The organism is Pseudovibrio sp. Tun.PSC04-5.I4 (assembly GCF_900104145.1).
Taxonomy (GTDB): Bacteria; Pseudomonadota; Alphaproteobacteria; order Rhizobiales; family Stappiaceae; genus Pseudovibrio.
Genome location: NZ_FNLB01000003.1, coordinates 1 through 26,857, shown reverse-complemented (window position 1 = coordinate 26,857; position 26,857 = coordinate 1). Strand labels below are relative to the sequence as shown.

22 protein-coding genes are annotated in these 26,857 nt (G+C 48.9%); 15 read left to right on the top strand and 7 right to left on the bottom strand.

The features are described from left to right. Nucleotides 1-73 precede the first annotated feature (73 nt). The 3 genes from BLS62_RS03550 to BLS62_RS03540 form a co-directional block, all read right to left on the bottom strand. Nucleotides 74-562 (bottom strand): SMI1/KNR4 family protein, encoded by a 489-nt coding sequence (locus tag BLS62_RS03550; protein ID WP_093177142.1) that lies wholly within the window; start codon nucleotides 560-562, stop codon nucleotides 74-76. After that, entirely contained in the window at nucleotides 562-10,719 is a 10,158-nt protein-coding gene (locus tag BLS62_RS03545) for a hemagglutinin repeat-containing protein (RefSeq protein ID WP_093177140.1), read from the bottom strand. Before BLS62_RS03545 ends, BLS62_RS03550 begins: the two co-directional genes overlap by 1 nt. 98 nt (nucleotides 10,720-10,817) lie before the next feature. Next, nucleotides 10,818-13,706, bottom strand: a complete 2,889-nt coding sequence (locus tag BLS62_RS03540) for a Tn3 family transposase (RefSeq protein ID WP_093177137.1) — start codon at nucleotides 13,704-13,706, stop codon at nucleotides 10,818-10,820. Nucleotides 13,707-13,826: 120 nt separating this feature from the next. Between BLS62_RS03540 and BLS62_RS03535 the strand changes: the two genes are divergently transcribed. From BLS62_RS03535 to BLS62_RS03525, 3 genes are all read left to right on the top strand, one after another. Next, nucleotides 13,827-14,438, top strand: a complete 612-nt coding sequence (locus tag BLS62_RS03535) for a recombinase family protein (protein WP_093177134.1) — start codon at nucleotides 13,827-13,829, stop codon at nucleotides 14,436-14,438. Between the two features lie 520 nt (nucleotides 14,439-14,958). After that, nucleotides 14,959-15,387 carry a putative periplasmic lipoprotein gene (locus BLS62_RS03530; protein WP_093177132.1) on the top strand — a complete coding sequence of 143 codons (429 nt, stop codon included), beginning with the start codon at nucleotides 14,959-14,961 and terminating at the stop codon, nucleotides 15,385-15,387. Nucleotides 15,388-15,699: 312 nt separating this feature from the next. Next, on the top strand, nucleotides 15,700-15,951 hold the full coding sequence (locus BLS62_RS03525; protein WP_093177129.1) for a helix-turn-helix domain-containing protein: 252 nt from the start codon (nucleotides 15,700-15,702) through the stop codon (nucleotides 15,949-15,951). Between the two features lie 28 nt (nucleotides 15,952-15,979). Here the strand turns inward: BLS62_RS03525 and BLS62_RS03520 are convergent, their stop codons facing one another. Both BLS62_RS03520 and BLS62_RS03515 read right to left on the bottom strand, forming a co-directional pair. Continuing rightward, on the bottom strand, nucleotides 15,980-16,411 hold the full coding sequence (locus BLS62_RS03520) for a hypothetical protein (RefSeq protein ID WP_093177126.1): 432 nt from the start codon (nucleotides 16,409-16,411) through the stop codon (nucleotides 15,980-15,982). Then, nucleotides 16,408-16,950, bottom strand: a complete 543-nt coding sequence (locus tag BLS62_RS03515; RefSeq protein WP_093177232.1) for a recombinase family protein — start codon at nucleotides 16,948-16,950, stop codon at nucleotides 16,408-16,410. The genes BLS62_RS03520 and BLS62_RS03515 overlap by 4 nt, the downstream gene beginning before the upstream one ends. Before the next feature lie 551 nt (nucleotides 16,951-17,501). Here BLS62_RS03515 and BLS62_RS30980 point away from each other — a divergent pair. Beyond that, nucleotides 17,502-17,675: a hypothetical protein gene (locus BLS62_RS30980; protein WP_159436478.1), complete on the top strand. Its 174-nt coding sequence runs from the start codon at nucleotides 17,502-17,504 to the stop codon at nucleotides 17,673-17,675. 20 nt (nucleotides 17,676-17,695) lie between these two features. Further along, the gene (locus BLS62_RS03510; RefSeq protein ID WP_093177123.1) at nucleotides 17,696-18,247 is read left to right on the top strand and encodes a hypothetical protein; all 552 of its coding nucleotides are present in this window, start codon (nucleotides 17,696-17,698) and stop codon (nucleotides 18,245-18,247) included. A 161-nt stretch (nucleotides 18,248-18,408) separates the two neighbouring features. On the opposite strand, the gene BLS62_RS03505 is transcribed toward BLS62_RS03510, so the two are convergent. Next, a complete protein-coding gene (locus BLS62_RS03505; protein WP_093177229.1) occupies nucleotides 18,409-18,573 on the bottom strand; it encodes a recombinase family protein in 165 nt (54 codons plus the stop codon). A gap of 679 nt (nucleotides 18,574-19,252) precedes the next feature. Between BLS62_RS03505 and BLS62_RS31260 the strand changes: the two genes are divergently transcribed. The 7 genes from BLS62_RS31260 to BLS62_RS32535 all read left to right on the top strand — a co-directional run bounded on the left by BLS62_RS31260 (nucleotide 19,253) and on the right by BLS62_RS32535 (nucleotide 22,687). Then, the gene (locus tag BLS62_RS31260) at nucleotides 19,253-20,164 is read left to right on the top strand and encodes a UvrD-helicase domain-containing protein (RefSeq protein ID WP_200798452.1); all 912 of its coding nucleotides are present in this window, start codon (nucleotides 19,253-19,255) and stop codon (nucleotides 20,162-20,164) included. A 53-nt stretch (nucleotides 20,165-20,217) separates the two neighbouring features. After that, nucleotides 20,218-20,502 carry a 3'-5' exonuclease gene (locus tag BLS62_RS31255; RefSeq protein WP_200798451.1) on the top strand — a complete coding sequence of 95 codons (285 nt, stop codon included), beginning with the start codon at nucleotides 20,218-20,220 and terminating at the stop codon, nucleotides 20,500-20,502. After that, nucleotides 20,499-20,648, top strand: a complete 150-nt coding sequence (locus BLS62_RS31250) for a hypothetical protein (RefSeq protein WP_200798450.1) — start codon at nucleotides 20,499-20,501, stop codon at nucleotides 20,646-20,648. Before BLS62_RS31255 ends, BLS62_RS31250 begins: the two co-directional genes overlap by 4 nt. Next, a complete protein-coding gene (locus BLS62_RS31245) occupies nucleotides 20,645-20,968 on the top strand; it encodes a hypothetical protein (protein WP_143521496.1) in 324 nt (107 codons plus the stop codon). The genes BLS62_RS31250 and BLS62_RS31245 overlap by 4 nt, the downstream gene beginning before the upstream one ends. Before the next feature lie 346 nt (nucleotides 20,969-21,314). Continuing rightward, on the top strand, nucleotides 21,315-21,719 hold the full coding sequence (locus BLS62_RS32545) for an ADP-ribosylglycohydrolase family protein (protein ID WP_093177118.1): 405 nt from the start codon (nucleotides 21,315-21,317) through the stop codon (nucleotides 21,717-21,719). Further along, nucleotides 21,676-22,140: an ADP-ribosylglycohydrolase family protein gene (locus BLS62_RS32540; RefSeq protein ID WP_159436476.1), complete on the top strand. Its 465-nt coding sequence runs from the start codon at nucleotides 21,676-21,678 to the stop codon at nucleotides 22,138-22,140. Before BLS62_RS32545 ends, BLS62_RS32540 begins: the two co-directional genes overlap by 44 nt. 112 nt (nucleotides 22,141-22,252) lie before the next feature. Beyond that, nucleotides 22,253-22,687, top strand: coding sequence for an ADP-ribosylglycohydrolase family protein (locus BLS62_RS32535; protein ID WP_093177111.1), 435 nt, complete (start codon nucleotides 22,253-22,255; stop codon nucleotides 22,685-22,687). A 560-nt stretch (nucleotides 22,688-23,247) separates the two neighbouring features. Here BLS62_RS32535 and BLS62_RS03465 read toward each other — a convergent pair. Beyond that, on the bottom strand, nucleotides 23,248-23,841 hold the full coding sequence (locus BLS62_RS03465; RefSeq protein WP_093177227.1) for a recombinase family protein: 594 nt from the start codon (nucleotides 23,839-23,841) through the stop codon (nucleotides 23,248-23,250). A 724-nt stretch (nucleotides 23,842-24,565) separates the two neighbouring features. Here BLS62_RS03465 and BLS62_RS30975 point away from each other — a divergent pair. The 3 genes from BLS62_RS30975 (at nucleotide 24,566) to BLS62_RS03455 (ending at nucleotide 26,775) form a co-directional block, all read left to right on the top strand. Then, nucleotides 24,566-24,727, top strand: coding sequence for a hypothetical protein (locus tag BLS62_RS30975; protein ID WP_159436475.1), 162 nt, complete (start codon nucleotides 24,566-24,568; stop codon nucleotides 24,725-24,727). Between the two features lie 99 nt (nucleotides 24,728-24,826). Next, nucleotides 24,827-25,636 (top strand): phosphotransferase, encoded by an 810-nt coding sequence (locus BLS62_RS03460; RefSeq protein WP_159436474.1) that lies wholly within the window; start codon nucleotides 24,827-24,829, stop codon nucleotides 25,634-25,636. Next, nucleotides 25,633-26,775 carry a glycosyltransferase family 2 protein gene (locus tag BLS62_RS03455; protein WP_159436473.1) on the top strand — a complete coding sequence of 381 codons (1,143 nt, stop codon included), beginning with the start codon at nucleotides 25,633-25,635 and terminating at the stop codon, nucleotides 26,773-26,775. Before BLS62_RS03460 ends, BLS62_RS03455 begins: the two co-directional genes overlap by 4 nt. The last annotated feature ends 82 nt before the right edge of the window (nucleotides 26,776-26,857 follow it).

Sequence of the window (26,857 nt, the reverse complement as noted above, 5' to 3'; positions counted from 1 at the left end):
CATAGAACTGGAAGCCGTACGCAATATCACAGCGTCAAGCCCAAACCCTGGCGCCGTGAGCAGACGGTTACGTTTAAGCGTTCCCCATATCTTTCTGTTTTTTCAAAAAAGCTGGGTTCACCCAAACTTTAAGATTTTCTGGCTCAGGTAAGTCACTGTAATCTGCCTTTGTTATACCATCCAAAAATTCTTCAAAACTCTTTGAAACCAATTCTAATAAATTTGTCTCATGGTCCCAGAAAAACACTGAAGTCATATCCGGTTTTTTAAAAACGAAATAATTCCCGCCGGAAGCCTCTGCGAATGCAATTAGTTCTGGGTCCCAACTTTCAACATCCAAGTCGCCGATTTTCTTAATCGGAATAAATTCCCGTATACCATAGCAACATTGCCGAGCTTGGGATGATCCAGTTTCTATTTCAGCGTCTTTAAACTTTGCTCCATCATTTTCAAGGCAAAAACTTATAAAAGATCCCGAAAATTTTACCGCGTTTTTTTCTTCTGCAAGCGAGACTATTGCCTTTGTGGTTTTCTCAGCAGATATGATTAATTGTTTATACATTAGTCAAAACTCCCTCCATTTCTAATCACAGCACATCCCCCAGTATGTCTACAAGAATTGTGCAAGTTCTTAGGAACTAATAGCAAAGATTTTCCATCTTGGTGATGATGCCAAACATAACCGTCGGGCGTCTTGTCAAAACCAGCGGCTCGGTTTGCTATTTTCTCGTCTTTTGCATAGACACCCGTCAAGTTTTCCGCTTGTACCTTGGTTTCAGTGTGGGGCTCGAACTTCGGGAAGCCTTGTTTATCAAATTCTAGGCCAGAAGGATGAGTTCTCCCCGCCCACGTATAGTTCTTTGGTCTATGACCTCCAATAGTGGGTATATCACTATTTGTGTCAGTTTTGTAAAGGACATTAAATCCGTTTCCAGAAAGATCGGCGGCCATTCCTTCGAGCATCGTCTCCGGCATTCTTTCGCCGTTGACGAAACCCTGATCAACGACAAAGCCCTTATCTTCAGGAGTAACAAATACCCGTAGACTAACCTCTTCACCAGTTGGGTAAGTAATAATAATATTACGAATTAATTCATTCCCAACACCACTAATGGTAATCAGCTTTCCGCCTTCTGCTTTTATCTCCTCATATATGTCATCGTCAGCCGCGCGATCCCTATTCAAGACGACAAAAGCTAATGCCAAAGCTGATGTAGTAGTAGCTGCCTTTTCTTGTTCATCTTTGATTTTATCATATGCAATTGTTCCTCCAGTTACGGCTGCAAGAAGAAGTGCAACGGTTTCTGCGCTAATTCCCACACCTCCGAGAACAGCGCCGCCTTCCGCAAGGAGCCCCCCACAAAAAGCCAAGACCGGAGCAATCGCATGTGCTTTCGGGATAATCAGATCCCAAAGACTAAAGCTTGCGGACTGGCCCGAAGCCTGACAGGCTTGAAGCTGTGCTACTACTTCCGGGTCATCGAGATGTTTTTTTATTTCCTCTACAGCCGATTTGTCTGCTTCTGGAATTTTGTCATCTTCAAGCATCTTATCGATGATAAGCTCAGCAACTTCAGCAACCTTTGCACCCGCTTCAATCGCGGCCCTCACAGCCGTATCACTTACATAAACGCCAACATACTCTTCTTCGTCTTTGGTGACTTCCTGCGCTGCATCAATGTCACGGTTCAGTTCGGCGACATTCTCAGTCTCACCGCTGTCTTCCAGCTCCTGTTGCTTGTCCTCATCGCGGATGATGATCTCACCTTCGCCAACGGTGGCACGGGTGATTTGCTCTTTGTCTTTACTGCCGTAGGAGCCTTCAACGGATCCACCCGGAGACACCTGACCAGGATCGGCTTTTGCCTCACGTTGCTTCAGTTCTGCTTCCGTGGGTTGATCAACCTTATCAACCACATCCTGTCCTGCATCCTGTACATCACCCAACGTTTCCTGAAGAGCATTATCGCCTTCCGTGGTCATGGAAAGGCTTGCGGAGACGCTCACGCTGGTCTGGCTGGATTTGTCGTGATCCTGGATATCCGAGAACGTCAGCGTGCCCGTATCAAGCTTCAGATCTCCGCTTTCCGAGTTGATAACGCCGCCCTTAAGATCGGTGTTGCTTTCAACCCGAACATCAACTTTTTCTTTCCCGTAAAGGCCTGTCTGTTCGCCGACCCAGGCCTTTGACGAGCTGCCGTCGGCCAGATTGATGCTGCCGTTTACGCTGACGCTGTTTGAACTGATGCTCACACCCGCAGAACCGCCGCGGGTTTTATTTTTACCAGAGGCTGTGTCCTGCAGACTTTCGATGTTCAGATCACCACCAATGTCTGCGGTAATGGTTTCCCCAAGAACACGAGCGCCTTTCAAGGCGGTATCTTCTCCGGAAATTAAAGTGACAGTCTCACCCGCTTGAACCAGAGCGTTCGTCTTGGTGTTGGAGGAGTTATGACCCTTGCTGTTTTGTCCCGAAACAGTGCCTGAGACACCTGCAGAAACACCGGTAAGACCAACACCAACAGTTGCCTTAATCCCAGCGGAGCGTTCTGACGATTTATTGCTGGAAGACGTCTCAGTTTCAGCGGCCTCAAGAGTGATGTCACGGCCAGCTTCCAGCGTTACATCACGCTCGGCGGACATCTGAGTACCTTCAGAGATAATATCCTGACCAGCTTTAACGATTAGATCCTGGCCAGCATTAACCTGCCCGACACGCTCACTTACTGTTTCACTCGTAAAGCGTGATTTTTTCGAGCTAACTCCAATACCGATTTCGTTGGAAATGAGCGGACCGGTCACCAAAGCTTGTGCTGCTTCCGCTGCCTTGAGGGCGGCTGAGGCCGCAGTTACAGCCTTATTGAAGCCATTCCCTTTACCTTTTGTCGCCTCCTGCGGCGCGTTAATGAGCGCTTCAACGTTTCTGCTGACGTTCTCCCTTATGGCAACCGTGAGCGCGATTTCATCTAGCTTGTGACTCTCATTGTAGTTCTGCGTTTCGCTCGTTGACGTGAGTTTGACATCATTGCCAGCCTCCAGCGTTATATCTTCTTCTGCTGTTAGTAATGCCGCTTCTGACGTGATGTCATTGTCAGCGGTGATTGTGAGAGACTTGCCAGCATTCACGTTGGAGACAATGCGCGTGGTGCCGTTTTGATCGGTTTTATCTTTTTGGGAGCGATATCCCACTGAGAAACCAAAGCCACCGTCAGCACCGCCGGCAAAGAAACCACTTTTCTTCTTTTGATCAAAAACAGAACTTTGCGTTTCTGAGGTTTCAAGCGAGACGTTCTCACCAGAGAGAGAAACATCTCCACCGCCGACGACAGATGACGCCGTTATTGTAAGGTCTTTCTCAGCATCTAAAATCAGGTCATTACCCGCAATGAGCGAGGACGTGGTATAGTTTTCGCTGGACACATTACGTGTGTGGCTCTTCTTCGAAAGGAAACCCGTTGATTTCTCATAATTCTGGGAGGTTGTGTCCCCACTTAGCCCTTCAACATTTAAGGCACCACCTGCGTCGACTGATAGATTGTCGCCAGCCGCCAGAGTGGAGGCAAGGATGTTGCTGTCCTGACCAGAGGTAATATTGAGGTCGTTTTCGACATCCAAAGTGGAACCAACTATTGTCTCCTGATAGGAGTAATTCTTTTGGTTCAGGCCACCGCCAAAGATCCCGCTTCCCTTAATCTTCAGTTTGAAGTCGGTCTCGTTGATGTCAGTTACGGCTGCAATGGTGACATCATTGCCAGCTGTTAAGTTTGCATCACCACCGGAGCTAAGGTCGACACCTTCAAACCCAATATCATTGGCCGCAGAAATTGACAGGTTAGATCCCGCACTAACCTCAGCAAGTTCATGGGTAAGGCTGTAGGCTTTATCATGACCACCCTTAAAGTAAGTCTCACGATTACGCTCCAGACCAATGCCGGCAAGCTTTACGTCGCCACCTGCAGTGAGATTCAGATCAACACCTGCAGAGAGCAGCCCTCCAAGGGAGGTAATATCCCCGGTAGTATTGATCTTTAAATTGCCAAGCGCTGAGATCTCTGCTTTTGATTGAAGCCGATCAGCATAGCCTTGGCTGCTCAAATCTCGGGTCGTCAAAGTCTCGTTAATGAGGCTTTCTGCAGTGATCGTGATGTCGGTACCCTGAACAGACCCAGACAGGTTACTGAAGACATCACCCGCTGTGATTGAGAGTTGCTCTCCAGACAGCAAACGACCCCCAACGTTTTTAACAGAGCCAGTGCCTTCAATTTCCAAGTCAGCAGAAGCAACAATGTCACCACTGTTGGTCAAGCTTCCCGATGCGATGCTGACATTCTTACCAGTAAGGCGTGCACTGGACGTCGGCTGCGGCGCTGATGCCAAATAAACACGAGGGACGAGAACTTCTTCCCCATCAACCAATTGACGCTCAAGCCAGACAATATCTTCTGTAAGGCTAGCGACCATGTCCGGCGATAACGACGTGCCAACTGTGAGGTGAAGGCGCTCTTTTTCAGTTGCAGCACTGTTGTAAAGTTGCTCCAACTGCGTACGTTCATCCGCCTCATCTTTGAGGTAGCGTTTGCCGGTTAGCTCAAAAATCTGATCCCGGATAAGTTTTGTTTCAACAAAACCATCACCCAAGCGCTTTTGTTGTGATCCTGGCTTATCAAGGCCCACTTTTTTCAGGAAATAATCTGAGCCGAGATACTTGCCCGGGTCAATGAAATCAGATCGTGTTTCAATCTTATAGGGCGCATCAGGATCTTTATTGGAGACGAACAGGTGCTTGCGATTTTGTAGATTTTTAATGTCGTCTACGATTTGCTTTTCCGGTGGAGTTTGCTTTTCTACCTCTGACAGATCCGTTTCAGTCACAACCTTGTCTTGATTGTTTTTGGCTTCGATTTTCTCGTCAGGCTGCGTTGAGACCACAGCTGAAGTGTTTTTTGTCTCAACCTTAGTCTTCACATCCGTTGAGGTGCTACCTGTTTCAGCTGATGTTTTAACATTTGCTTTTGCGGTAACATTTTTAGACGTTGTGCCAACATTCGCGGTTGCAGTCGTAAGGTTGGTACCTGCGCGTAAATCAACATTCGTACCCGATACGTTAGCATCAGTAGAGACCTTGGAATTTGCAGGTCCTCCAATCGCAACAGACTCAACGTCTACCGCATTGCTCGGGGCATCTACGCTCTCAGCAATTTTCCGGTTACCTGAAGAAAGGCCGACTTGCCCGGCATTTTCTCTGATGGCCTCATTTTTTACGAAACCCTCGACGTCAATTGTCAGATTATTGCCAGCTTCAATCGTTCCGAAGCTGGCTCCTAAGGTTTTTGTTGTGGTGTCAGAATATTCTAGATATTTCTTCTTCCACTTCTTGCCACCCCATTTTTTCTTTACTGCCCAAGTGTGACGCTCAACTGTATCTACAGTTACAGCCTCGATTAGATCTTGTGCTGTATTTGTAAGGCTTCCCGAACTTATGCTTACGTTATTATTAGCGGCAACCTGACCATACGCGTTTTCAAAACTGTTTGCAGAAGCTACAAAATCACGTCCAGATAGCAAACGCGAAACTGCTGGTAGGCTAGCTATTTCATCGACGGTTTTCTTAATCGTTCGAACAATCCAAATGTTGGTACGGCCACCACTTAAACCGGGCCGAGTATCCGGATTTCCTTCGGTTTCCTCGACTGGAGCATAAACTTTCTGCGTAACGACTGGTTTATCAGTCAGGTTTTTGATTAGATCAGCATCAATTCTCAAATCACCCGCTACAGCTTCAATCACTCCACCAGTTTCATTGATCAACGATCCGGCTCTGACCTTATCAAGCCCGACCAAACGGATGTTCTCTTCAGCAAGAATGTCTCCGCCCGTATTACGGATTTCTCCATTCACTTTTGCGGTGACATCTTGCCCGGCATAGATCAGCCCGCCGTTTGCAAGGTTCTCCGTCAATGCGATATCTACATCACCATCCTGGGAGCCTACGCGACCCTCATTTGTGAAGTTCTCTGCATTAAGGACAACGCCACCTGCACCACTGACCAATGCATCTGCTTCATTGAAAACCGCCTTAGCATTCGTGCCTGTATGGCCTGTTAGTGTCAAAATTCCATCAGATTTGAGTGTACCATCACCCTGGTTTGCAATATTTCCATCAGATGCAATAACAAGCCCTCCGGAAGTCTCAATCTCAGCTGTATTTGTCCAGCTCGAAACGCTGTTTATTGCGATACCGGCAGCCCCCACCTGAATGGTACCGGCATTGCTGAAGCTTGATGAGGTGCTCTCCAAGCCTTGTGACTTAATTTCACCACCACTCTTATTGTGGAACTGAGCTACTTCCGCGTTGCTCGCTCCTTGAATTCTTATGATTTGATCACTTAGCAACTTCCCGGAGTTCTCTACAGAACCATCCGTTTTAAGTGAGATACTCCCCGTAGAGGCAAGCTTCCCACTATTTTCAAAATCACCATTTAAATGAAGGGAGAGGGTACCTGCGCGTGCTCCTAAAAGCCCATCATTATCGAGAGATCTTATCCTTAGATTAGCCGTCCCTCCGATAAGCTTGGCCTCAGACGCATTGGTAAACGCACCGGTGGCACCGCCAGAGGTATTCTTAAGTGTCAATGCACCTTCACTGGCAATGTCACCACTGTTGGTGACAGATCCATCGACTGTGAGTGTCGCATCTCCCTTGGCAACCAGACGGCCTGAGTTGATCAGATCACCAGAGTTGGTCAGATCAAGCGAACCGTTGACGGCACCAATCAGGCCGCCATTATCAAGCGAGGACACCCGTGCTGTCACGGTGGAAGCTTTGATTTCACCACCAGCTGCATTGCTCAGCGCGCCAATGGCAGTCTCAGGGCCAAGACCTGCAATCTCAAGAGCCTGCTCGGCCAGCAACGTCCCGCTGTTGGTCAGGTCACCGGCAAGGCTGAGTGTCAGGCCTTCCTTGGCTAGCAGCTGACCACTGTTTTGAATACCAGCCTGACTGGTCAGGGTCACAGAACCTTCTGCAGATCCGATCAAGCCGTCATTGGCAACGGAGGCAACCGCAAGATCAAGACTGGCAGCCCGAAGCTTGGCATCTTTTGTATTGGTGAACACACCGGTGGCGGCGCCGGAAGTATTAGTCAGTGTGAGCGCACCTTCACTGGCAATGTCGCCGCTGTTGGTGACAGATCCATCGACTGTGAGCGTGGCATCCCCCTTGGCAACCAGACGGCCTGAGTTGATCAGATCACCAGAGTTGGTGAGTGCCAAAGCTCCGTTGACGGCGCCAATCAGGCCGGCATTGTCCAGTGAGGACACCCGTGCTGACACGGTGGACGCTTTGATCTCTCCGCTAGCTGCATTGCTCAGTGCACCAATGGCAGTCTCAGATCCAAGGCCAGCAATCACCAGAGCCTGCTCGGCCAGCAAGGTTCCGCTGTTAACCAGATCACCGGCAAGGCTCAGTGTCAGACCTTCCTTGGCCAGCAGCTGACCGCTGTTTTGAACACCAGCCTGGCTGCTCAGGGTCACAGAACCTTCTGCTGATCCGATCAGACCATCATTGGCAACAGAGGCAACCGCAAGATCAAGACTGGCAGCCCGAAGCTTGGCTTCTGCGGTGTTAACAAACGCACCGGTGGCACCGCCAGATGCATTGGTCAGTGTGAGCGCCCCTTCACTGGCAATGTCGCCGCTGTTGGTGACAGATCCATCGACTGTGAGCGTGGCATCCCCCTTGGCAACCAGACGGCCTGAGTTGATCAGATCACCAGAGTTGGTGAGTGCCAAAGCTCCGTTCACAGCACCAATCAGGCCGCCATTATCAAGCGAGGACACCCGTGCTGTCACGGTGGAGGCTTTGATCTCACCACCAGCTGCATTGCTCAGCGCGCCAATGGCAGTATCCGTGCCAAGACCTGCAATCACCAGAGCCTGCTCGGCCAGCAAGGTTCCGCTGTTATCCAGATCACCGGTAAGGCTCAGTGTCAGGCCTTCCTTGGCCAGCAGCTGACCGCTGTTTTGAACACCAGCCTGGCTGGTCAGGGTCACAGAGCCTTCTGCTGATCCGATCAGACCGTCATTGGCAACAGAGGCAACCGCAAGATCAAGACTGGCAGCCCGAAGCTTGGCTTCTGCGGTGTTAACAAACGCACCGGTGGCACCGCCAGATGCATTGGTCAGTGTGAGCGCACCTTCACTGGCAATGTCGCCGCTGTTGGTGACAGATCCATCGACTGTGAGCGTGGCATCCCCCTTGGCAACCAGACGGCCTGAGTTGATCAGATCACCAGAGTTAGTGAGTGCCAAAGCTCCGTTCACAGCACCAATCAGGCCCCCATTATCAAGCGAGGACACCCGTGCTGTCACGGTGGAGGCTTTGATCTCACCACCGACCTGGTTGCTCAGCGCGCCAATGGCAGTATCCGTGCCAAGACCTGCAATCTCAAGAGCCTGCTCGGCCAGCAACGTCCCGCTGTTAACCAGATCACCGGCAAGGCTCAGTGTCAGGCCTTCCTTGGCCAGCAGCTGACCGCTGTTTTGAACACCAGCCTGGCTGGTCAGGGTCACAGAGCCTTCCGCAGATCCGATCAGACCGTCATTGGCAACAGAGGCAACCGCAAGATCAAGACTGGCAGCCCGAAGTTTGGCTTCTGCGGTGTTAACAAACGCACCGGTGGCACCGCCAGAGGTATTCTTAAGTGTCAATGCACCTTCACTGGCAATGTCACCACTGTTGGTCACCTTGCCGTCGACCTTGAGTGTCGCATCTCCCTTGGCAACAAGACGGCCTGAATTGATCAGATCACCGCTGTTGGTCAGATCAAGCGTACCGCTCACAGCACCAATCAGGCCGCCATTATCAAGCGAGGACACCCGTGCTGTCACGGTGGAGGCCTTGATTTCACCACCAGCTGCATTGCTCAGCGCGCCAATGGCAGTCTCCGTGCCAAGACCTGCAATCACCAGAGCCTGCTCGGCCAGCAACGTCCCGCTGTTGGTCAGGTCACCGACAAGAGTGAGGCTCAGGCCTTCCTTGGCTAGCAGCAGGCCTCTGTTTTCAACACCAGCCTGGCTGCTCAGGATCACAGAACCTTCTGCTGATCCGATCAGACCATCATTGGCAACAGAGGCAACCGCAAGATCAAGACTTGCGGCCCGAAGCTTGGCTTCTGCGGTGTTAACAAACGCACCGGTGGCACCGCCAGAGGTATTCTTAAGTGTCAATGCACCTTCACTGGCAATGTCACCACTGTTGGTCACCTTGCCGTCGACCTTGAGTGTCGCATCTCCCTTGGCAATCAAACGCCCAGAGTTGGTTAGATCACCGTTGTTGGTCAGATCAAGCGTACCGTTCACAGCACCAATCAGGCCGCCATTATCAAGCGAGGACACCCGTGCTGTCACGGTGGAGGCCTTGATTTCACCACCAGCTGCATTGCTCAGCGCGCCAATGGCAGTCTCCGTGCCAAGACCTGCAATCACCAAAGCTTGCTCGGCCAGCAAGGTTCCGCTGTTAACCAGATCACCGGCAAGGCTCAGTGTCAGGCCTTCTTTGGCCAGCAACTGACCACTGTTTTGAATACCAGCCTGACTGGTCAGGATCACAGAGCCTTCCGCAGATCCGATCAGACCATCATTGGCAACAGAGGCAACCGCAAGATCAAGACTGGCAGCCCGAAGTTTGGCTTCTGCGGTGTTAACAAACGCACCGGTGGCACCGCCAGAGGTATTCTTAAGTGTCAATGCACCTTCACTGGCAATGTCACCACTGTTGGTCACCTTGCCGTCGACCTTGAGTGTCGCATCTCCCTTGGCAACAAGACGGCCTGAATTGATCAGATCACCGCTGTTGGTCAGATCAAGCGTACCGCTCACAGCACCAATCAGGCCGCCATTATCAAGCGAGGACACCCGTGCTGTCACGGTGGAGGCCTTGATTTCACCACCAGCTGCATTGCTCAGCGCGCCAATGGCAGTCTCCGTGCCAAGACCTGCAATCACCAAAGCTTGCTCGGCCAGCAACGTCCCGCTGTTAACCAGGTCACCGGCAAGGCTCAGTGTCAGGCCTTCCTTGGCTAGCAGCAGGCCTCTGTTTTGAACACCAGCCTGACTGGTCAGGGTCACAGAACCTTCTGCCGATCCGATCAGACCATCATTGGCAACAGAGGCCACGGTTGCGTCAATACTTGCGGCCCGAAACTTGGCTTCTGCGGTGTTCGTGAACGTACCCGTGGCACCGCCAGACGTATTCTTCAGCGTCAGCACACCTTCACTGGCGATATCACCGCTGTTGGTAACCTTGCCATCGACCTTGAGTGTCGCATCCCCCTTGGCAATCAAACGCCCAGAGTTGGTTAGATCACCGTTGTTGCTCAGATCAAGCGTACCGTTAACGGCGCCAATCAGTCCTTCATTATCGAGCGAGGACACCCGTGCTGTCACGGTGGAGGCTTTGATCTCACCACCGGCCTGGTTGGTCAGGCCGCCAATGGCAGAATTAGGCCCAAGGCCAGCAATCACCAGAGCTTGCTCAGCCAGCAAGGTCCCGCTGTTAACCAAATCTCCGGCAAGGTTCAAAACGGCATCCGCATTGGTGCTAATTGTCTGAGTGTTTTTCAAAAAAGTTTGTGAGCGAAGTTCCAGATCCGCATCGAAACTAGAGAGCTGGCCATTATTTACAATGGAGTATGCAGCAACATTTACGCCAGAACCCAACAACCTTGCTTCAGCGGCATTTGTGAAACTGCCTTGTGAAACGATTTTAGTCTGGGGTCTGTTCAGGTTGAGTGTGAGATCCTACGCTAAGCGTTTAATTAGCGTTTTGGCCATCTGTACTCGCCTGTAATTAGAATGTGGGCCCACCCAAGGGGTGAGATGTGCGCTAGAAGCTCTGGTGAACAGTCCAGGCCCCTACGTTTTCGTTGTGCAACGGCCTTACCAAGCTGGTCAGTATTCCAATAGATTATGATGGCGGCAAGCAAGTTGAGGCCAGCCATTCTGTAGTGTTGACCTTCTGTCGTACGATCACGGATTTCACCCTGACGCCCGATCCTCAGCGCATTCTTTAAGGCGTGGTGAGATTCACCTTTGTTTAACCCAATCTGAGCACGGCGCTGCATACTTGTATCAAGCACCCATTCAATTATAAAAAGTGTCCGTTCAACCCGTCCCACTTCACGAAGGGCGATAGCCAGATCATGCTGTCTGGGATGGGCGGCGAACTTTCGCAGGAGCTTACTGGGAGGCATGACCCCAGCCTCCATGGTAGCTGCGCTGCGCAAAATGTCTGGCCAGTTGACCTCAATTGTGCCTTCGCGGACTTTACCACCAATCAACCCCTTCAATTCTTTAGGAACGCCGGTTGGATCAAATACATACAAACGTTTTGATGGCAGATCTCGAATGCGAGGGATAAACCGATACCCCAGAAGGGATGTGACTGCAAAGACATGGTCAGTGAACCCGCCGGTATCAGCGTATTGTTCTTTGATGTTTCTGCCAGTTTCATTCATCAACAAACCATCAAGAATGAACGGCGCTTCACTCACAGTCGCTGGGATATTTTGGGTGGCAAAGGGGCCAAACTGATTGGATACATGGGTGTAGGCTTTCAGTCCTGGCTCATTGCCGTACTTCGCGTTGATGAGGTTCATAGCCTCTCCTTGCCGAGTTGTTGGGAAGAACTGGCCATCACTGGATGCGGTTGTGCCTGCGCCCCAATACCGGGCCATGGGTAAGGCAGATTGTGCTTTTATCACCATAGCCAGTGCCCTATTGATGGCGTCACTTTCTATATGCCAACGAGATAGGCGCGATAGCTGGAAATAATCATGTGTGTTGGTGGCTTCTGCCATTTTGCTGAGGCCAAGATTAAGCCCTTCTGCGAGCAGCACATTGAGCAGCCCAATCCTGTCTTTGCAGGGTGCTCCCGTGCGCAGATGGGTAAAAGCATCTGTAAAGCCAGTGGCCTTGTCCACTTCCAACAGCATATCGGTAATTCGCACATCCGGCAGCCGCCGATAGAGATCAAGGACGAGTTCATCTGCCTCAGTGGGGACGTCGGCAGACAAACGATCTAGTTTCAGGATGCCATTCTCAATATTTCCTCCTGGAATGGCACCCGTTTTGGCGGCAATAGCCAAGCGTTTTAGCCCGTCAGCCATACGTATCTTTCGATCATTCAGCCACTCCTCAGGATCGAACGGTACAGTCAGGCGGGATGAGGCCTTCGCGGATTCAATCGATACCAAAGCTTGCTTTAAATCACCGTAGCGCCGAGAGTGCGCCAGCCAGATATCGCCAGACCGAAAGGCATCGCGCAGGTGGGACATCACAGCCACTTCCCACAAGCGGTGAGTGTCAGGGGCAGCGGTCTTGAGATGCCGGAGCCACTTTGAACTCCGTCGCAGAAAGGTTATGGGCCTTTCTTCTATGACTCTATTTTCCTGAATAATACTGGCCGCAGCCATCAGCGGTTCCACAACCGATGCCGCCTTGATATCTAACGCACGCAGCATTCGCGGCGCATAACGCCTAAATCGATGATAGCCATGAATGACATACGCCAATGGTTCTGCCGATATCGTTTTGTTCAACTGTGCGGCCATGGCGACAAGGCCTTTGAGGTTGTGCCATCCACAAGCGGTTGCGACTGCCGGATCAAGTGGTGCATTTTCCTCTTTTGCTTCCAGCAACGCCGCGCCTAACTCTTCAAAAGAACGCATAGTCTCTCGCAGAGATGCCTTGGCATCCTTGATCTGTGAATCACATACCCTTGCTGCATCTCGCCAGGTTTTGCCCACAATACGATCATGGGTTTCCACAACGGCATCTGCTATGGCAGCACGCCATTCCAAAACACAAACCGCCAAAATAGCGAGCCTCCGATCACTGGAAATATCCCGCAAGCCGTCTGTAAAATAGCGTTCACCCTGTCGACGCAGGCGGGTAATCTGATGGGGAGGAACGCTGCTCACCACATCAAGAGGCAACTCAACACCCTGCAGAAACTCTAGCCTATCCAACAACCGGTTGATGTCCGCCGAGTTCTTGCCAACCTCAAATTGGCGCAGCCAGATAAACCGACTGACCCGACCCTCTACGTTTTCGGTAAGAAGAGCATCAAGCTGTTCTTTCATCACATTAGTCAAGCGTTCAACGATACGTGTTTCAATCCTCCGTTCAGCGGCGACTAGGGCATCAGCGCATAGGCGCTCAACCGTGGTCATACTTGGTAAGATGATTTGCGTGTGCCGGCACACCTTTATGAATCGCTTCACCAAGTCCTCATTGGAGTGCGCCACCTCAGCCTCGCCGGCAAGCCAAACCTTCAGCTCGCGTGCGGCTCGCCCGGAAAACATTTTGTAGCCGTAGATTGATCGCAGAGCGGCGAGGTGTTCATGACGCGTCTCCTCACGGGCCGCGTACTCCATCAGGTCATAGGGCTTCAGATTAAGTTGCGCAGCAAGAAACTGGGATATTTCCTCGGGGATCACTTCACCGGGAGTAAGTAATCGTCCTGGAAAACGTAAAGCGCAAAGCTGCAGAGCAAAACCGAAGCGATTGTGGGCCCGACGTCGTGTTTGAATGTACTCGAGGTCATCATCAGCCAATGTGTAGTGGCGAAGTAACGAGGCTTCGTCGGTGGGCAAGCCGAATAAGGTTGCGCGTTGGCGTTCTGTTAAGATGGTGCGGTGTGCCATGTTTCTTTTGCTTTCTATCAGGGGATTATTTATCTTTGTTTGTGATATGCGAAAAGGAACATGTTCAATGGCTAATTGCGACGCTGAAGGTCATGTATCACAAACGTACGTTTGTGAAACATGCTGATCGGCTATGCTCGGATCTCAAAAGCTGATGGTAGTCAGTCGCTTGACTTGCAACACGATGCGCTGATTTTAAACGGGGTTGACGTGGCCAATTGCTATTCAGATCGTGCGCCAGGCAAGAAAGAGGCCCGCCCAGAGCTTGAGGCGTGCCTAAAAGCCTTGCGAGAAGGCGATACCCTTGTGATTTGGAAATTAGATCGCCTTGGGCGCAGCCTGCACCACCTCGTCAACACTGTGAATGATCTGTCGAAACGCGGTGTGGGCCTTAAGGTGTTAACCGGCACGGGTGCGCAGATCGATACAGCAACGTCAGCAGGCCGCTTATCATTCGGTATATTTGCGGCGTTGGCAGACTTTGAAAGCGATTTGATCCGCGAACGAACAATGGCCGGCTTAGCCGCTGCCCGAGCACGAGGCAGAAAAGGTGGCCGCAAATTTGCACTTTCTAAAACTCAGGTTCGTATGGCCCAAGCCGCAATGAAAAATCGGGGTACATCTGTTGCCGATCTTTGCAAGGAACTGGGCGTGAAACCAGTCACTCTATACAGATACGTCGATCCAAATGGAAATCTAAGAGACTATGGAAAACGAGTCCTAAGCTCTTAGCGTAGGATTTCGCACTCAGCCCGAACAGACCCCTGATTGCCGAGCGCAGAAGCACCGATCCGAAGACAACGATCAACTCATATGGTGGGTTTGTTCGCGGCTGTGTGGCCAAAGCTCAGGCTGGCGATCTGCATCTACACAAATCTGTTTTCGGCCTGCTCAGCAAGGGAAACCTTGATGAATAGTCGTAAAAAAAGTGGGGCGCTGCCCCCGATCGCTGTCAAGGACAAGGGAGCTATCGCTCCTCGGACCTCCCGCCTCCCCATCCTTCCTGTGTGAATTTCGCGCCGGCAGTTCCGGCCCGAAATTCACACAGGAAGGACACGACCTGCAACCGCTAATCGCTCCTGCAGGTCGGCCTGCGTGCAAGAGCACTTCGGTGGGAGAAACCCCACCAGAGGCCCGATCCTTGACAGCGCTCTCCCCCGTTTTGATGGCGGGAAAATGAAACACGCAATGAAAGAAATCTCGCAAATTAACCCAAATCGAAATCCGATAAACCTCTGAAATGGAACCATTAATGAAAAAGATATTTGTTATTATTGCCGCTACCATGATGCTGGCCGCGTGTCAGACAACATCTGTTGTGGTCTCATCAAAACAGCCGCCCCGTGTGGTGATGCAAAAGCCTCTTCCAGCAGCGAAAAAGGCTGTGATTGAAGAGTTCAAAAGCAGAGGCTTCAAAGTTACTCGCAGTGCCGGCACTACGGTTGTCGTGGAGCAGATCCTCACCCCAAACAGTGATGAGCGAAAACAGCACGCGTCCTACAGTGATGGAGTTCCTCGTGCCCGAGCTGTTCTGCGGTTCAGCAATGTCGATGGCGGGACCCAGGTCGCAAGTTCCTACGACATGATCATCAATCCGGGCAAAGCCAATCAGGAAAAAGTGACGTTGCTGGACAGCCCTGATGGTGCGCGGCTGCAGGGACTTCTGGAAAGCATCAGGTGAGGGTTTGAGCTTAACAGCATGAGTAATCTGTGCATTTAGCCAAGCATGCCTTGAATAGAGATAGGCACAAGCTTAGCGTTGCAAGTTAATATGAATTTTATTTGAAATATTTGGAGACAGGCAAAAGCCAAACCCTAAATAACAAAAACCCCGGAAGCCGGAGGCCACCAGGGGAATGCTAGAACAAATAACTCGCACTTATTTTCTAGCATCCCCAAAAAATTGCTGCAAGACAAAAAACGCATTTATGCGACAGGTTTTTTGCGGCCTTTTTTCAAGGTCTCGGGTTTTTACTCAAATATGAGAGAAACCATGACTATGAATTGTAATGTTGCGTCGTTTCGCAAACTGACGCCTGCTATCATCGCCAGTCAGAATTTGGCAATGGCAAATGATATTGTTGAAACCACCAAAGCCGAAGTCTCAATCGCGATTAAAAAGGCTGCCCCTGCTCTGGGCATCGATGGAACCGACTATCATGTTCTTGATATTCTAATTGGCTTGTCGGCTGCTGCTGATTGGCTACCCAACCGCCGCCCGCTGGTTGGCCCTATGGGCACATAGCTGCATATTTGGCCATCTTGAGGAACAATCAGCGAACTTTAGCTATTGATTGAAGCAGCACGCGAACCTGTTCGGGCGAGAACTTAAATAGTCGCCCATCAGAGATCCGTTTCGCTGAGATCGGGTATTTGGGACGCCTAGTATCCAGGCCAGCAATGCGGAAACGCTCTTCCCCATCACTAAATATCTCGCCGTAGTTTTCCTTCTTTAAGCCATATCGCGAACACAGAAGTTCAAAGAGTTCTTTGTCTAAATCCTCATCCTGGCCCTCTGCCACCGGAACCTTTACCCGCAGCACCATTTCAAAAGCATCGCCTCTGGATTTGAGACGCTTCCCACCTTGCTCAACTTCCAGCCCATGAGTTTCCGCAATTTTACGACAGGCTTTCAGCATTTCCTTCTCAAGGGTTTCGCTCAGGCGGGGTGTGATGCGCACATGTTTTTCACGTTGGCTGGTCATCGGTTCTTTACCTTGTAAACTGTTCCTCGAGAGACGCCGAGCTCTCGGGCAATCTCCGTTGGGCTCTGGCCAGCAGCAAGCCGCACTTCAATCTTCTTTGTATCAATCTGTGGCGGGCGGCCTTTGTAAGCACCTCTTGTCTTTGCCGCCGCAATGCCTTCTGCTTGTCGCTCGCGGCGCAGATTGGTTTCGAACTCTGCAAAGACACCGAGCATATCGAAGAAAGCTTTGCCGGCAGCCGTTGAGGTGTCGATAGGCTGCTCAGTCGCAAACAAATGAGCACCCTTGTCTTGCAAGCGCCGTGCAATAACTTGCAGGTCATGCATAGACCGGGCAAGCCGATCAATGCGGGTGACCACCAGAGTTTCGCTCGGATGGATAAAGTCCAGGATTGTCTGCAACTCAATACGCTCTTTGAGAGAAGCCCCGCTCTTCTGTTCCGAGCGGATCAGATGACACCCAGCTGCTTCCAATGCAAGAACTTGCGCTTCCAGATTCTGATCGGTGGTAGAGGTGCGAGCGTAACCGATGCGAGACATAAATTTGTTCATTTTGGGTATGCCATGAGCCATTTCTGTTCACTAACACAAATTTAACCCAAAATGAACAAGATACCGGGCTCACTCTGTGTTCACTGAAAGTGTGAATTTGGGTATACTCTAAATACCGTGCAATTCGTTCTCCATCTGATCTTCAAGATGGCCAAATATGCAACTTCGTGCCCACTGGGCCTACCATGGGTAAAATTGTACTGGCGAGTTGAATCCGCGTTTCGATATATTAGATACATTCAACATTTAGCGAGCCATTTGAGCTAATAGTAAGCCCAGTTTTGAATTTCCAAACCTCTAAGCTTATATTTGAGACCTCAATGTAATTTGAATAGAATTGGAGAAATATTGACTTGCAATCGGATGTTTATCAATCTATTAAAATTTGACAAATATTGAGTTTTCAAACATTAATTGTAGTAAAAACAATTTCATCATTAGTAAATTTCATTTAATTTCCCTAACTAATCATTTCAATACTACATAGAGTGCATGTTATAATTTATGCAACTTTCACACATCACGCAAGGGGATATATTATGTCCGTCATTTCAAGCTCATTTAGTAGCGTTTATAGTTTTTCAAAAACAATGAATAAATCACCAAAAGAGGCTACCAGTACACAAGCAGAAAAGACCAAACCAGCACCTGAGGTTGCCTCCCCTACAAAAAAGCAACTGATATTCCAAAGTCAAAAGCGATTTCAGAAGTAGCATCCGATGCTCGCTCTGCTTTGGATGCCCGCTATAAAGAAACTGGTGTCACTTCCAGTCAATACCGCAACATCACGGGTACATTCAGACGAGAAACGTTTGATGCTCTTGATTTTGATCGGAGAACTTTCTTTGCAATTGCCAGCAATGAAGGTGGGCAGTTCTCCACGGAGGAAATGAGTGCAGCTAAGTCCGCGATGGACGATCAAGAGCAGCAAGCAATGTTCGGAGATGTTCCTAGCCTAAAACCTCATTTACAAGCATCTAAAGATCATATTCTTTTTCTTGAGAATGAGGCGAGCCCAGAGGAGAAAGCTTCCTTTGAATGGGCGAAGGCACGAGCAACAGCTCAGGTCGGTTATCAAAATCACGCTGATCACGGGGATGAAGATTTTAAATCTGACAATCCCATTGTTAACCGATTATTGGTTGCCTACGAGGAGCTATTTGAAGCCTATAATAAAGATATGCACTCACGCTTGGAAGAAATGCCGTCCTATGCCAATGCCCAACAACAATGGAAGGATGAGAGCACCTCTTATGGCGAGTACAGCATTAACTTTGTCGTCTAATGGTTTTGCAAGGAGGATGCCAATTACATGGCATCCTCACGCGTAGAGAATTTAGTCCATTTCTAGGCATGGTTCAAACCAAGTGAACACTTTTGTGTCTTGCGGGATAAGAAGGAGGCATATTTAATGCCGCCCCATGGCTGAATGGCGTGTGCTCGGTGTTAACTAAAAACTGCTGTTTTTGAACCATGCCGGTTTTCGGAGATTCCTGAAGCCGTTTCTTTGAAGATGCTAATGACGTCATAATCACCGCGCTGCGCAAACGCCGTCAGTTCTGCGACCTGCCGATCACAGGATTGGTCTGATGTGGAAACCCGAGCGTAGATAGCCGCTTTTTTGTCTCAATTGAACCCCTTGGATTTTGACCTTGTAAGACGTTGATTTTACTGGCGCTCAAATTGTCCTGAACAGACTACTGATTAACAAGGACCGTAATTCAATCTGTCAACGAAGGGCGCAGCTACCGCTGGATCGCTCGCGATCTCGGTATCAACAAAAATACCGTCCTGAATACCATGAAGCGCATAGCAAAAACCCTTAGGGTGTCATTCTGCCCCATACCGGAACCGACCCCATGTTGCACAAACGATCAGTTTTGCGACGGCTAGAGGTCTGCAATGCGGACTTTACTGCCGTTCGCTGCGGTGCAAAAATGGAAGAAATATATCGGCATCGAGTTATATTGGGCCACAAGCAGCCACTCAGGTGGTTCCATCAAGGGTTGAGACAATTCGCTTTTTTTTGGGCGTAGCCTTTGCAGATACCCAAATAATTTCTTTGTGAATACTTGAGCGCCCTAACCCGCTATTCGAGACAACTCTGCTTTATGTTGCATTTCTGCCTGTCATCACAGACGTTAACGCATTACACAGGATTGGAATGACATTCGATTGATCTGCAACAATATATTAGGCGTAAAATTTTCATGAGTGAATATAATTATATATTCGCTTTTAGCAATGAAGTGTGCAAGCTGCGGGAGGTCGATATATACATAGGTAGATTATGAAACACTTGGGGCGCATTACGGCTTCATCGGAACAGCTAAAATTATTTAGCGCAAACCAGTCCGGCGCAGAACTAATACGGGGCTCTGCGGGAAGTGGTAAAACCACAACTGCATTGCTCAGATTGACTTCGTTGGCCAACATGCTGCGAGCAAGGAAAGATCGTGTCGAAGATGATAGCCCCGTCCGAGTTCTTTTGCTCACCTTTAACAGAACGTTGGCTGGATATGTTCGGGATTTAGCTGAATTTCAAGTGATCGACCAAAGTCACCATATTGAAATTTGCACCTTTGCAAAGTGGGCGATGAACAATACTGGTGTTACAAAGATTTCAGCAAATTGTCGTACTACGCTTAAACAACTGGCAAGTGGATTTAGTGGCCTAGATGCATCTTACGTTGATCAAGAAGCTGAATATCTTCTTGGTAGATTCGAACCGGATAATCTTGAAAAATACATAAACACGGAGCGCAGTGGTCGTGGTGTAAAGCCACGTGTTGGAGCAGGCCTCAGACGTAAAATTCTCGACGAGGTTGTTTACCCATATTTGCAGTATCTTGATGATGAAAAATTGGTGGACTGGAACCTGCTGGCCATAAAGATGCGCCATGAGGTGTCCTGCCTTGGATATGACATTGCCATTGTTGACGAGAGTCAAGATTTTTCTGCAAATCAAATTAGAGCAATTAAGCATCATTTGGCCGATGATCATTCTGCAACGTTTGTGATCGACACCGCACAACGAATATATGCGCGAGGCTTTACCTGGGTTGAGGCAGGCATTGATGTTACAGGCAATCGGTCTCATCGCCTGCATGAAACCATCGAAACACGAAGGAAATCGCTGCTTTTGCATCTGGTATCTTGCAAGGCATTTCTGTGGATACCGACGGTGTTTTACCTGACCTAAATGCGGCTAAAACAACTGGGCCGCTTCCCCAGGTGATTTCGGGCAAGTACTCCATGCAGATTGCTTGGGCGATTGATTACATTCATTCAAATGTTGACCTTGCAAATGAAACGGTTGCATTCTTGAAGCCCGAGGGAGGTGAGTGGTTCAAGACAATCAAAAACGAACTCAACTCTGCGGGCATTGGCTTTGTCAATATGCAACAGAACCCTGACTGGCCTGAAGGCAGCGACAATGTCGCGATTTCGACATTTCACTCCGCAAAAGGGCTTGAGTACGACCATGTGATCATTCTCGGTTTCAATCACAAAATACGCATTTTGGCGATGAGGAGATGACGGATCAGATTCAAGTCCTTCGTCGCCTTCTGGCGGTTGCTGTTGCGCGTGCAAGAAAGCAGGTAATCGTCGGATTTAAACCTGGGGAAGAGTCGAGGTTAACTGACTTTTTCGTGGCGAGTACGTACAAAGGTGTGGCGCTTTGAGTTTAGAAGCGATTATCGACCAAAGAAACATTTTGGAGATTTTGCATTTTTCGACCAACCGCGGGTTAACGGGTGCGCTAGCTAGTCAAGATCTGCTTTCTCGCCCACTTTTGGTAGAAAGTGATTTGCTCCGACACGTTCTTAAGTTCAACTCCTCTGAGCGCCCAGAGCAGTCTATCTACTTTGATAAAACGGAAGACTGGATCAGGTTTGTTAATCTTTCAATTTCTGAGATCAACAGTAGATTTTGGACGTTTCCAAAAGCTGGCATAAAGATGATGCGGATTGGTGGTGTATCCTTTCCTTTGACCCACAGGTGATGACGCACGAGGGGGTATGGTTCGCAACAACAAATAATAGCTATGACTGCTGTCAGCGAGGACAAAATGTCGTAGGATTTGAAGCACTGTTTGCACCCAGGGTAAATAGAAAAACCAAAGGATACAATGGACCTTGGAGTGTCTCTCGTGGCACAAGACGAGCGCACTTGCCGACCTGTGAACAGGCAGAAGTCTTATACCCAAAAAGACTTAGTCTAGATCACTTGAGAGCGGTATATGTCGAGGAAGATGATCACCATGATAAGGCGGTAGGATTGCTACGAGATTTCAACTACAGTGGTGTTGAAGTGTTTGTCAAACCTGAGAAGTTTGGAGGGCAGGGAAATTGAGAGATCATATCGAAAATGCTCCAGTTACCTTGCACAGTCAGCCTGACTACGAGCGCGCGGTGACTAATTCTGCCCTCTGGGCGGCAGCAGGCGATGCGATTGGTTGGATGACTGAACTTTCTAGAGGCCCAGGTGGCGTGAAACATAGAACAGGCCAAGCGACCGTCTCTGAGCCAATCGCTTGGCTGCGGCTAATAGGAGGACGAAATGGTGTTAAGGTCGATTTGCCGGCGGGCACCTATTCAGATGACACCCAGCTCAGGCTTTGTGTTTCCCGAGCTATTCGCGGCAATGGCGTTTTTGACGTGGAAGCTTTCGCAAAAATTGAAATGACTGCTTGGCAAGGGTACTGCTTGGGTGCTGGCGTTGGTTCCAAAGCAGCAGCAGCCAAACCTGTCTAAGCGAGGCGTAAATTGGTTTTCAAATTTCTTTGCTACTGATCGCCAAAGATATACCATGGCTGGCGGCAACGGTGCAGCCATGCGGGTTCAGCCTCATGTTTGGAGCGCAAAAGGTACTCTTGATGAAATGATCCTTCGTGTCATGCGTGACTCGATTGTTACACATGGGCATCCTCATGGTTTCTGCGGCGCTGTTTTTCACGCTTTGTGCCTTTGGGGAACAATGGTCAATCGTGAGATTCCATCAATTTTAGAAGCAAAGCAATTCATTGCCTACATGGATAAATTGCCCGGTATTATCGACAGAGATAACGAGCTTGGTTCTATCTGGAGGCCATCATGGAACGAGAATCCCATCAGAGCTTTGAAGAAGCTATTCAGAAGTTTCAAGAAGAAGCGTTTCATGACATCTCGCTGGTAGAGATGTTTTTCAATACGCCTTCTTCGCCAAACTACCACGAACTACTAAGTCATCTAGGGTGCCTAACTGACAAATTTAGGGGATCTGGGTTCAAACGGCACTAGCAGCTCAAGTGCTCTCACTGTTGCACACCCCAGAAAATATCACGGATGCGCTTGTCCAGTCTGCAAACGAGTTGGAAAGCGATACCGATACAATTGCAACGATGGCTGGAGCACTTCTGGGTGCTTTGACAAAGCATGAACCGACTTGGAAAATTCAAGACCTCGGTTATCTTAAATCGGAAGCCCATCGGATGGCTGATATCGCGCGAGGAGCGGATGCAATAAGTTTTTCTTACCAGATGTTTCTGAGTGGGAACCACCAGCAAACCAATCAGATGCTGTTGTTCTGTGGAAAGATGTGCTCGCACTTACCGGTATTGGTGAGTTGGAGGTTCATGAAAAGAATATCCTTCTGGAAGCTCGGTTTGGCAATGGTTTTATCTACCCTTTGGGCAAAGTGTGCTAGCAAAGAGGCGTGCGAAAATTTACTCATCTGTAAATGAAAATCAAATGCCCCGTGAACCGCTATTGTCAAAATCAGCTAGTGGTCACGCTAAGCGCAGGATTGAGCAAAACAGTTTTGAATTTGTTAAACACCGAGAGTCCGACAGTAAGCAACGCAGTGAAAATCATTACTCACAGAGAGCGATAATTGAGCGTTTCCCGGGCCTAGACAAAGCAACCGACATTGTAATCACTTCCGGTTTCGATGACGCAACGATTGGGCGTGTCATTAAACAATGCATTGATGATACAGGCAGTATTGATCTTGTGGTTAGTCTTTCAGCAATAATATCAAAAGCACGCCTTGTTCGTACTAAGCGTAGGTAACCGTGTATTCAAACAGCTTGTAGTGCGTTGAGTTGTTGATGCTATGAGTGTTCGATTGCGGGAGGTTGCTTGTCGTCTTACAACCATTGTAAAGGTTAGCTTTCCGCCCTCAGCAGCAAGCAGAATGAGATCGACCTAAAGTTGAAAGCTCGTTCTGCTTGGGGAAGTTCTATATCAGGTCGAATGTCCGGTATGGTCACTGAGCTACCTTCTACATTGATGGCAACCCACATTAGTCATCACTGAGTGATTGCGCTTCCAATTGCAGGCGATGGTAGATTGAAGATCTGCTGACCCCAGCTAGCGTTGCTGCTTTCGCGATGCCTTGCCACTTCCCGTTGTTATCTGGATGAAGTGTTATGTGTGGCCTTAAAGCCTGCCACTGCTCGTCGGTTAGCTTTTGCGGCCTGCCAAGCTTCACACCCGCAAGCTTGGCACTCTCCAAGCCTGACCGAGTACGCTCGCGAATTACGTCACGCTCAAATTGCGCAAATGCTCCCACCATATGAAAGTAGAGCATTCCGCCTGGGCTATTCGTATCAACCTGTTCCTTAATGGAGTGTAGATGCAAACCACGCTGCTCCAGATCCTCCATCAAAGCAAGGAGGTCTTGCAGGGATCGGGAAAGACGGTCCAGCCGCCAAACGACAATGGTATCCCCGTCTCGTGCTTTATCGAGAAGGCGCGCGAGCTGAGGTTTGACAACAGCATTGCCCCTCACCCCTCTGTCAGCTAGAATTTCTTCGCAGCCAGCCTCCTGCAAAGCTTGCTCTTGCATTCTTAGATTCTGCTCTTCGGTAGAGACACGAACATAGCCAAAAATCATTTTTGCAGCCTGTTTGTCCAAAAACATAAATATTGATAAGATGCGACAATAGGAATTTAAAACTAACCCACTGTGTTTGCTAATTATATTATGGTTTCAGCATGTACACAAGTCGATGTACAAAAATAAAATAATTGAATTACTTTTGTACATTCGCAAAAAACAGGTTCAAAAACCCAGTATTTTCAATGCACCCTTGGCCGTTATGGACATGTACAATAACGGTGGTTAATTGACATTTTTAACTAGCTTGCTGAGTGCACGATATGACTGAAAAAGCACTTTTTATTTTTGGATACTCTTTCTATAGCTCCCCCAGTCAGTGCATTTTGAACAACACGTCGGGAGCAACAACAATTCTATCTGAAACAGCTACTTATCCGTAAGAAGATCCTGAACAACCGGGGGCTAACGAGCAATAAGAGCCAATAGGATTTGTGCCGGACCACTTGGGTGTCGCCTCACGGCTAACGCATGAAGCATATTCGTGCAACAACCTCGATGTATTGCTACAATTCTATCATCGAAAACATAACAACCTTAGTATACAATCGAAATGCATTGTTATATTTGCAGTGTTTTATGTATTGAGTATAATTTTAATTATACTGTATTGATTGCCATCTATAATAATAGACGAATTATTTTCACTTTACATAAAAAATATAATTACCATACAGTTATTATTGTATACTTCCATCAATATACAATTAGGAGAAGAAGAATGCCTACATTAACACCAAAAGGTGGTATTCCATCTATGAATACTATTAAGGGACCAAAAGTCATAGTCGTAAACGGCGCCAAACTTCATGTAAACAGCATGATTTCGGGCGGCAGTACGGGGGCGGTAATTACCCTAATTGATACAAGTGTTCCAAATTAGAGAAGGGAAGCAACTCCCTTCTCTCCCTCACCTAAGCCTCCGAAAACGCTACGGCTAGTGGTGCAATAATAACGGAGAAAGAGTAAAGGAATACGGCTAGTGGTGGTGGAAATTTTTCGACTGCGGCAGCAGGGGCATAACGCATTCGTTTTTCAAGGTGTAGCAGTACACTGTATCAAGGGTTACGATCCGGCATATATAAAACGCGAAGCGCTGTGCCGGTGTCTCCCACGAACGGTGTTCCAAGCACTTATCGAAGAGCCGCTTGGTTGTGTTGAATACGATGATGGCCTAGTTCTAGTGGAGCGCGAAGGCAGGCTGATTGATAAGACGATCAACGATCATCTTCACGCACTTGGTCAGTTGTTATCAATATTGCATACCGCCCCTGTAGCTGAGCTAGATATAGAGGGTTTTAAGAACGATTTACTCTCCACATCGCGCTACTGCCCGCGACGAATATGGGATGCGCTTTGCGCGCCGCTAATATCTAATCTACGCGGACTAAAGGTTTCTGAGCGACTTTTCGAGTCTCTGAATTTTGCTGAATCTGTACGAGAAGACCCAATTTGCTTGGTTCATGGTGGGCTGCATGACCGAAACATGCTGTTGTTCGATGGTCGGTTGCGACTGATCGACTGGAGTAGCGCACGTATTGATCACCCATTTGTGGATCTCTCGCAGTTCATCATTAGTTCCGCGCTTAGCCCCAGTCAGGCTCATACCTTCCTAAGCGCTTACATACCCTCAACCCCTCTGACCGAACTTATCGCTTTCATTCGGCTCAATATCGTCTGGAATATTCTCTATATGCCATTTCATCCCACGTATTTACAAAGTCAGAGAATCTGGTTGCAGGAAGACCCTGAGTTCAATCAGGCTCTGTGCACTGCGGGATTACTATCTTGAGCACACTGATCTTTACACTCACTATTTTATTATCCACTGTGGTCGTGATTAATATATTGCGTGCATGGCGTTCTATCTCTTATCTTCAGTCCACAGCGAAGAATACATCAGATAGCACGCCTACCAACGGTTCTACATGCGGCAAGAAGATTGTTGTCGTGATCCCGGCATTGTTGGAGCGTGATCGCTTGCCGGGGACGATAACGTATTTTCTCAATAACATGAGATCACTACACTCGCTTAAAATAGTCATCTGCACCACTGCAAGAGAGCCCTACAAACCTGGTTCCGGTCAGTCAACGTATGACCTTGTGCAGGAAATGATTAGTCATAATCCGCAGCAAGGTCTACACTTGGTCCATGATCCGCGCCAGAATGGATCAATGGCGCATCAGATTAATTTTGCCTTTACAGAGATGCGACGCACAAGGATGATAGGCGACGACGATTACATCGCAATATACAACGCTGATTCTCGCCCTCACCCGGCGACAATGCGCTGGGTTTACTCTCAGATTATCAATCAAAATACATTTGATGTCTTTCAACAATCTGCACTATTTATAAGAAACTTCAATGATTTAAATGGTATTTTGGCCAAGGCAAACGCGCTTTACCAAAGCTTCTGGACACTTAGCCATGAAATTCCTCGGTTGCTCAACCAATCTCATGGGTTCCAATTTCAAAAGCGGTTTTACAATGCGCATTGTGTAGGTCACGGTTTGTTTATTCGGGCTGAGCTCTACGAAACGTTGGGTGGGTTGCCCGAAGATACTCTCACTGAGGACTTAAATTTTGGTTTCCGCTTGCGGGCAATGGGTAAGAATATTTCGCCCATTCCCTATCTCGAGAACGCCGATGCTCCATCGACCTATCGCGCTGCGTTTCGGCAAAAAAAGATCTGGTTCTGGGGACCGATGTTGTACCCATATTACTGGCTGCAACACCTGCGCGCGCGGCGAACGCATAGATTCCGCGCTACGGTAATCGCACTTCAAGGCTGGCTTAGTGCTTGGCGATGGCTGGCGGCAGGTCCGACTGTAGCACTCCTGTTTAGCACCACCGTTATGGTTGGGCCATCAGCAGAAATGTTATGGCCTTGGCAGCCATTGCAGCCTTCTGCCTTTCTGCGCCGCTGATGGTTCTCCGCGCTTCGCGCGTTGATAAATACATACCTCCGTTACGGATGTCTCCCGGTGCGATAATCACCATTGCTGCGGG

What these genes read in the sequence shown, in the direction of transcription:
- BLS62_RS03550 (WP_093177142.1), bottom strand. Translation starts at nt 562, where the DNA reads ATGTATAAACAATTAATCATATCTGCTGAGAAAACCACAAAGGCAATA.
- BLS62_RS03540 (WP_093177137.1), bottom strand. Translation starts at nt 13,706, where the DNA reads ATGGCACACCGCACCATCTTAACAGAACGCCAACGCGCAACCTTATTC.
- BLS62_RS03535 (WP_093177134.1), top strand. Translation starts at nt 13,827, where the DNA reads ATGCTGATCGGCTATGCTCGGATCTCAAAAGCTGATGGTAGTCAGTCG.
- BLS62_RS03530 (WP_093177132.1), top strand. Translation starts at nt 14,959, where the DNA reads ATGAAAAAGATATTTGTTATTATTGCCGCTACCATGATGCTGGCCGCG.
- BLS62_RS03525 (WP_093177129.1), top strand. Translation starts at nt 15,700, where the DNA reads ATGACTATGAATTGTAATGTTGCGTCGTTTCGCAAACTGACGCCTGCT.
- BLS62_RS03520 (WP_093177126.1), bottom strand. Translation starts at nt 16,411, where the DNA reads ATGACCAGCCAACGTGAAAAACATGTGCGCATCACACCCCGCCTGAGC.
- BLS62_RS03515 (WP_093177232.1), bottom strand. Translation starts at nt 16,950, where the DNA reads ATGTCTCGCATCGGTTACGCTCGCACCTCTACCACCGATCAGAATCTG.
- BLS62_RS30980 (WP_159436478.1), top strand. Translation starts at nt 17,502, where the DNA reads ATGTCCGTCATTTCAAGCTCATTTAGTAGCGTTTATAGTTTTTCAAAA.
- BLS62_RS31260 (WP_200798452.1), top strand. Translation starts at nt 19,253, where the DNA reads ATGAAACACTTGGGGCGCATTACGGCTTCATCGGAACAGCTAAAATTA.
- BLS62_RS31255 (WP_200798451.1), top strand. Translation starts at nt 20,218, where the DNA reads ATGCAGATTGCTTGGGCGATTGATTACATTCATTCAAATGTTGACCTT.
- BLS62_RS31250 (WP_200798450.1), top strand. Translation starts at nt 20,499, where the DNA reads ATGACGGATCAGATTCAAGTCCTTCGTCGCCTTCTGGCGGTTGCTGTT.
- BLS62_RS03465 (WP_093177227.1), bottom strand. Translation starts at nt 23,841, where the DNA reads ATGATTTTTGGCTATGTTCGTGTCTCTACCGAAGAGCAGAATCTAAGA.
- BLS62_RS30975 (WP_159436475.1), top strand. Translation starts at nt 24,566, where the DNA reads ATGCCTACATTAACACCAAAAGGTGGTATTCCATCTATGAATACTATT.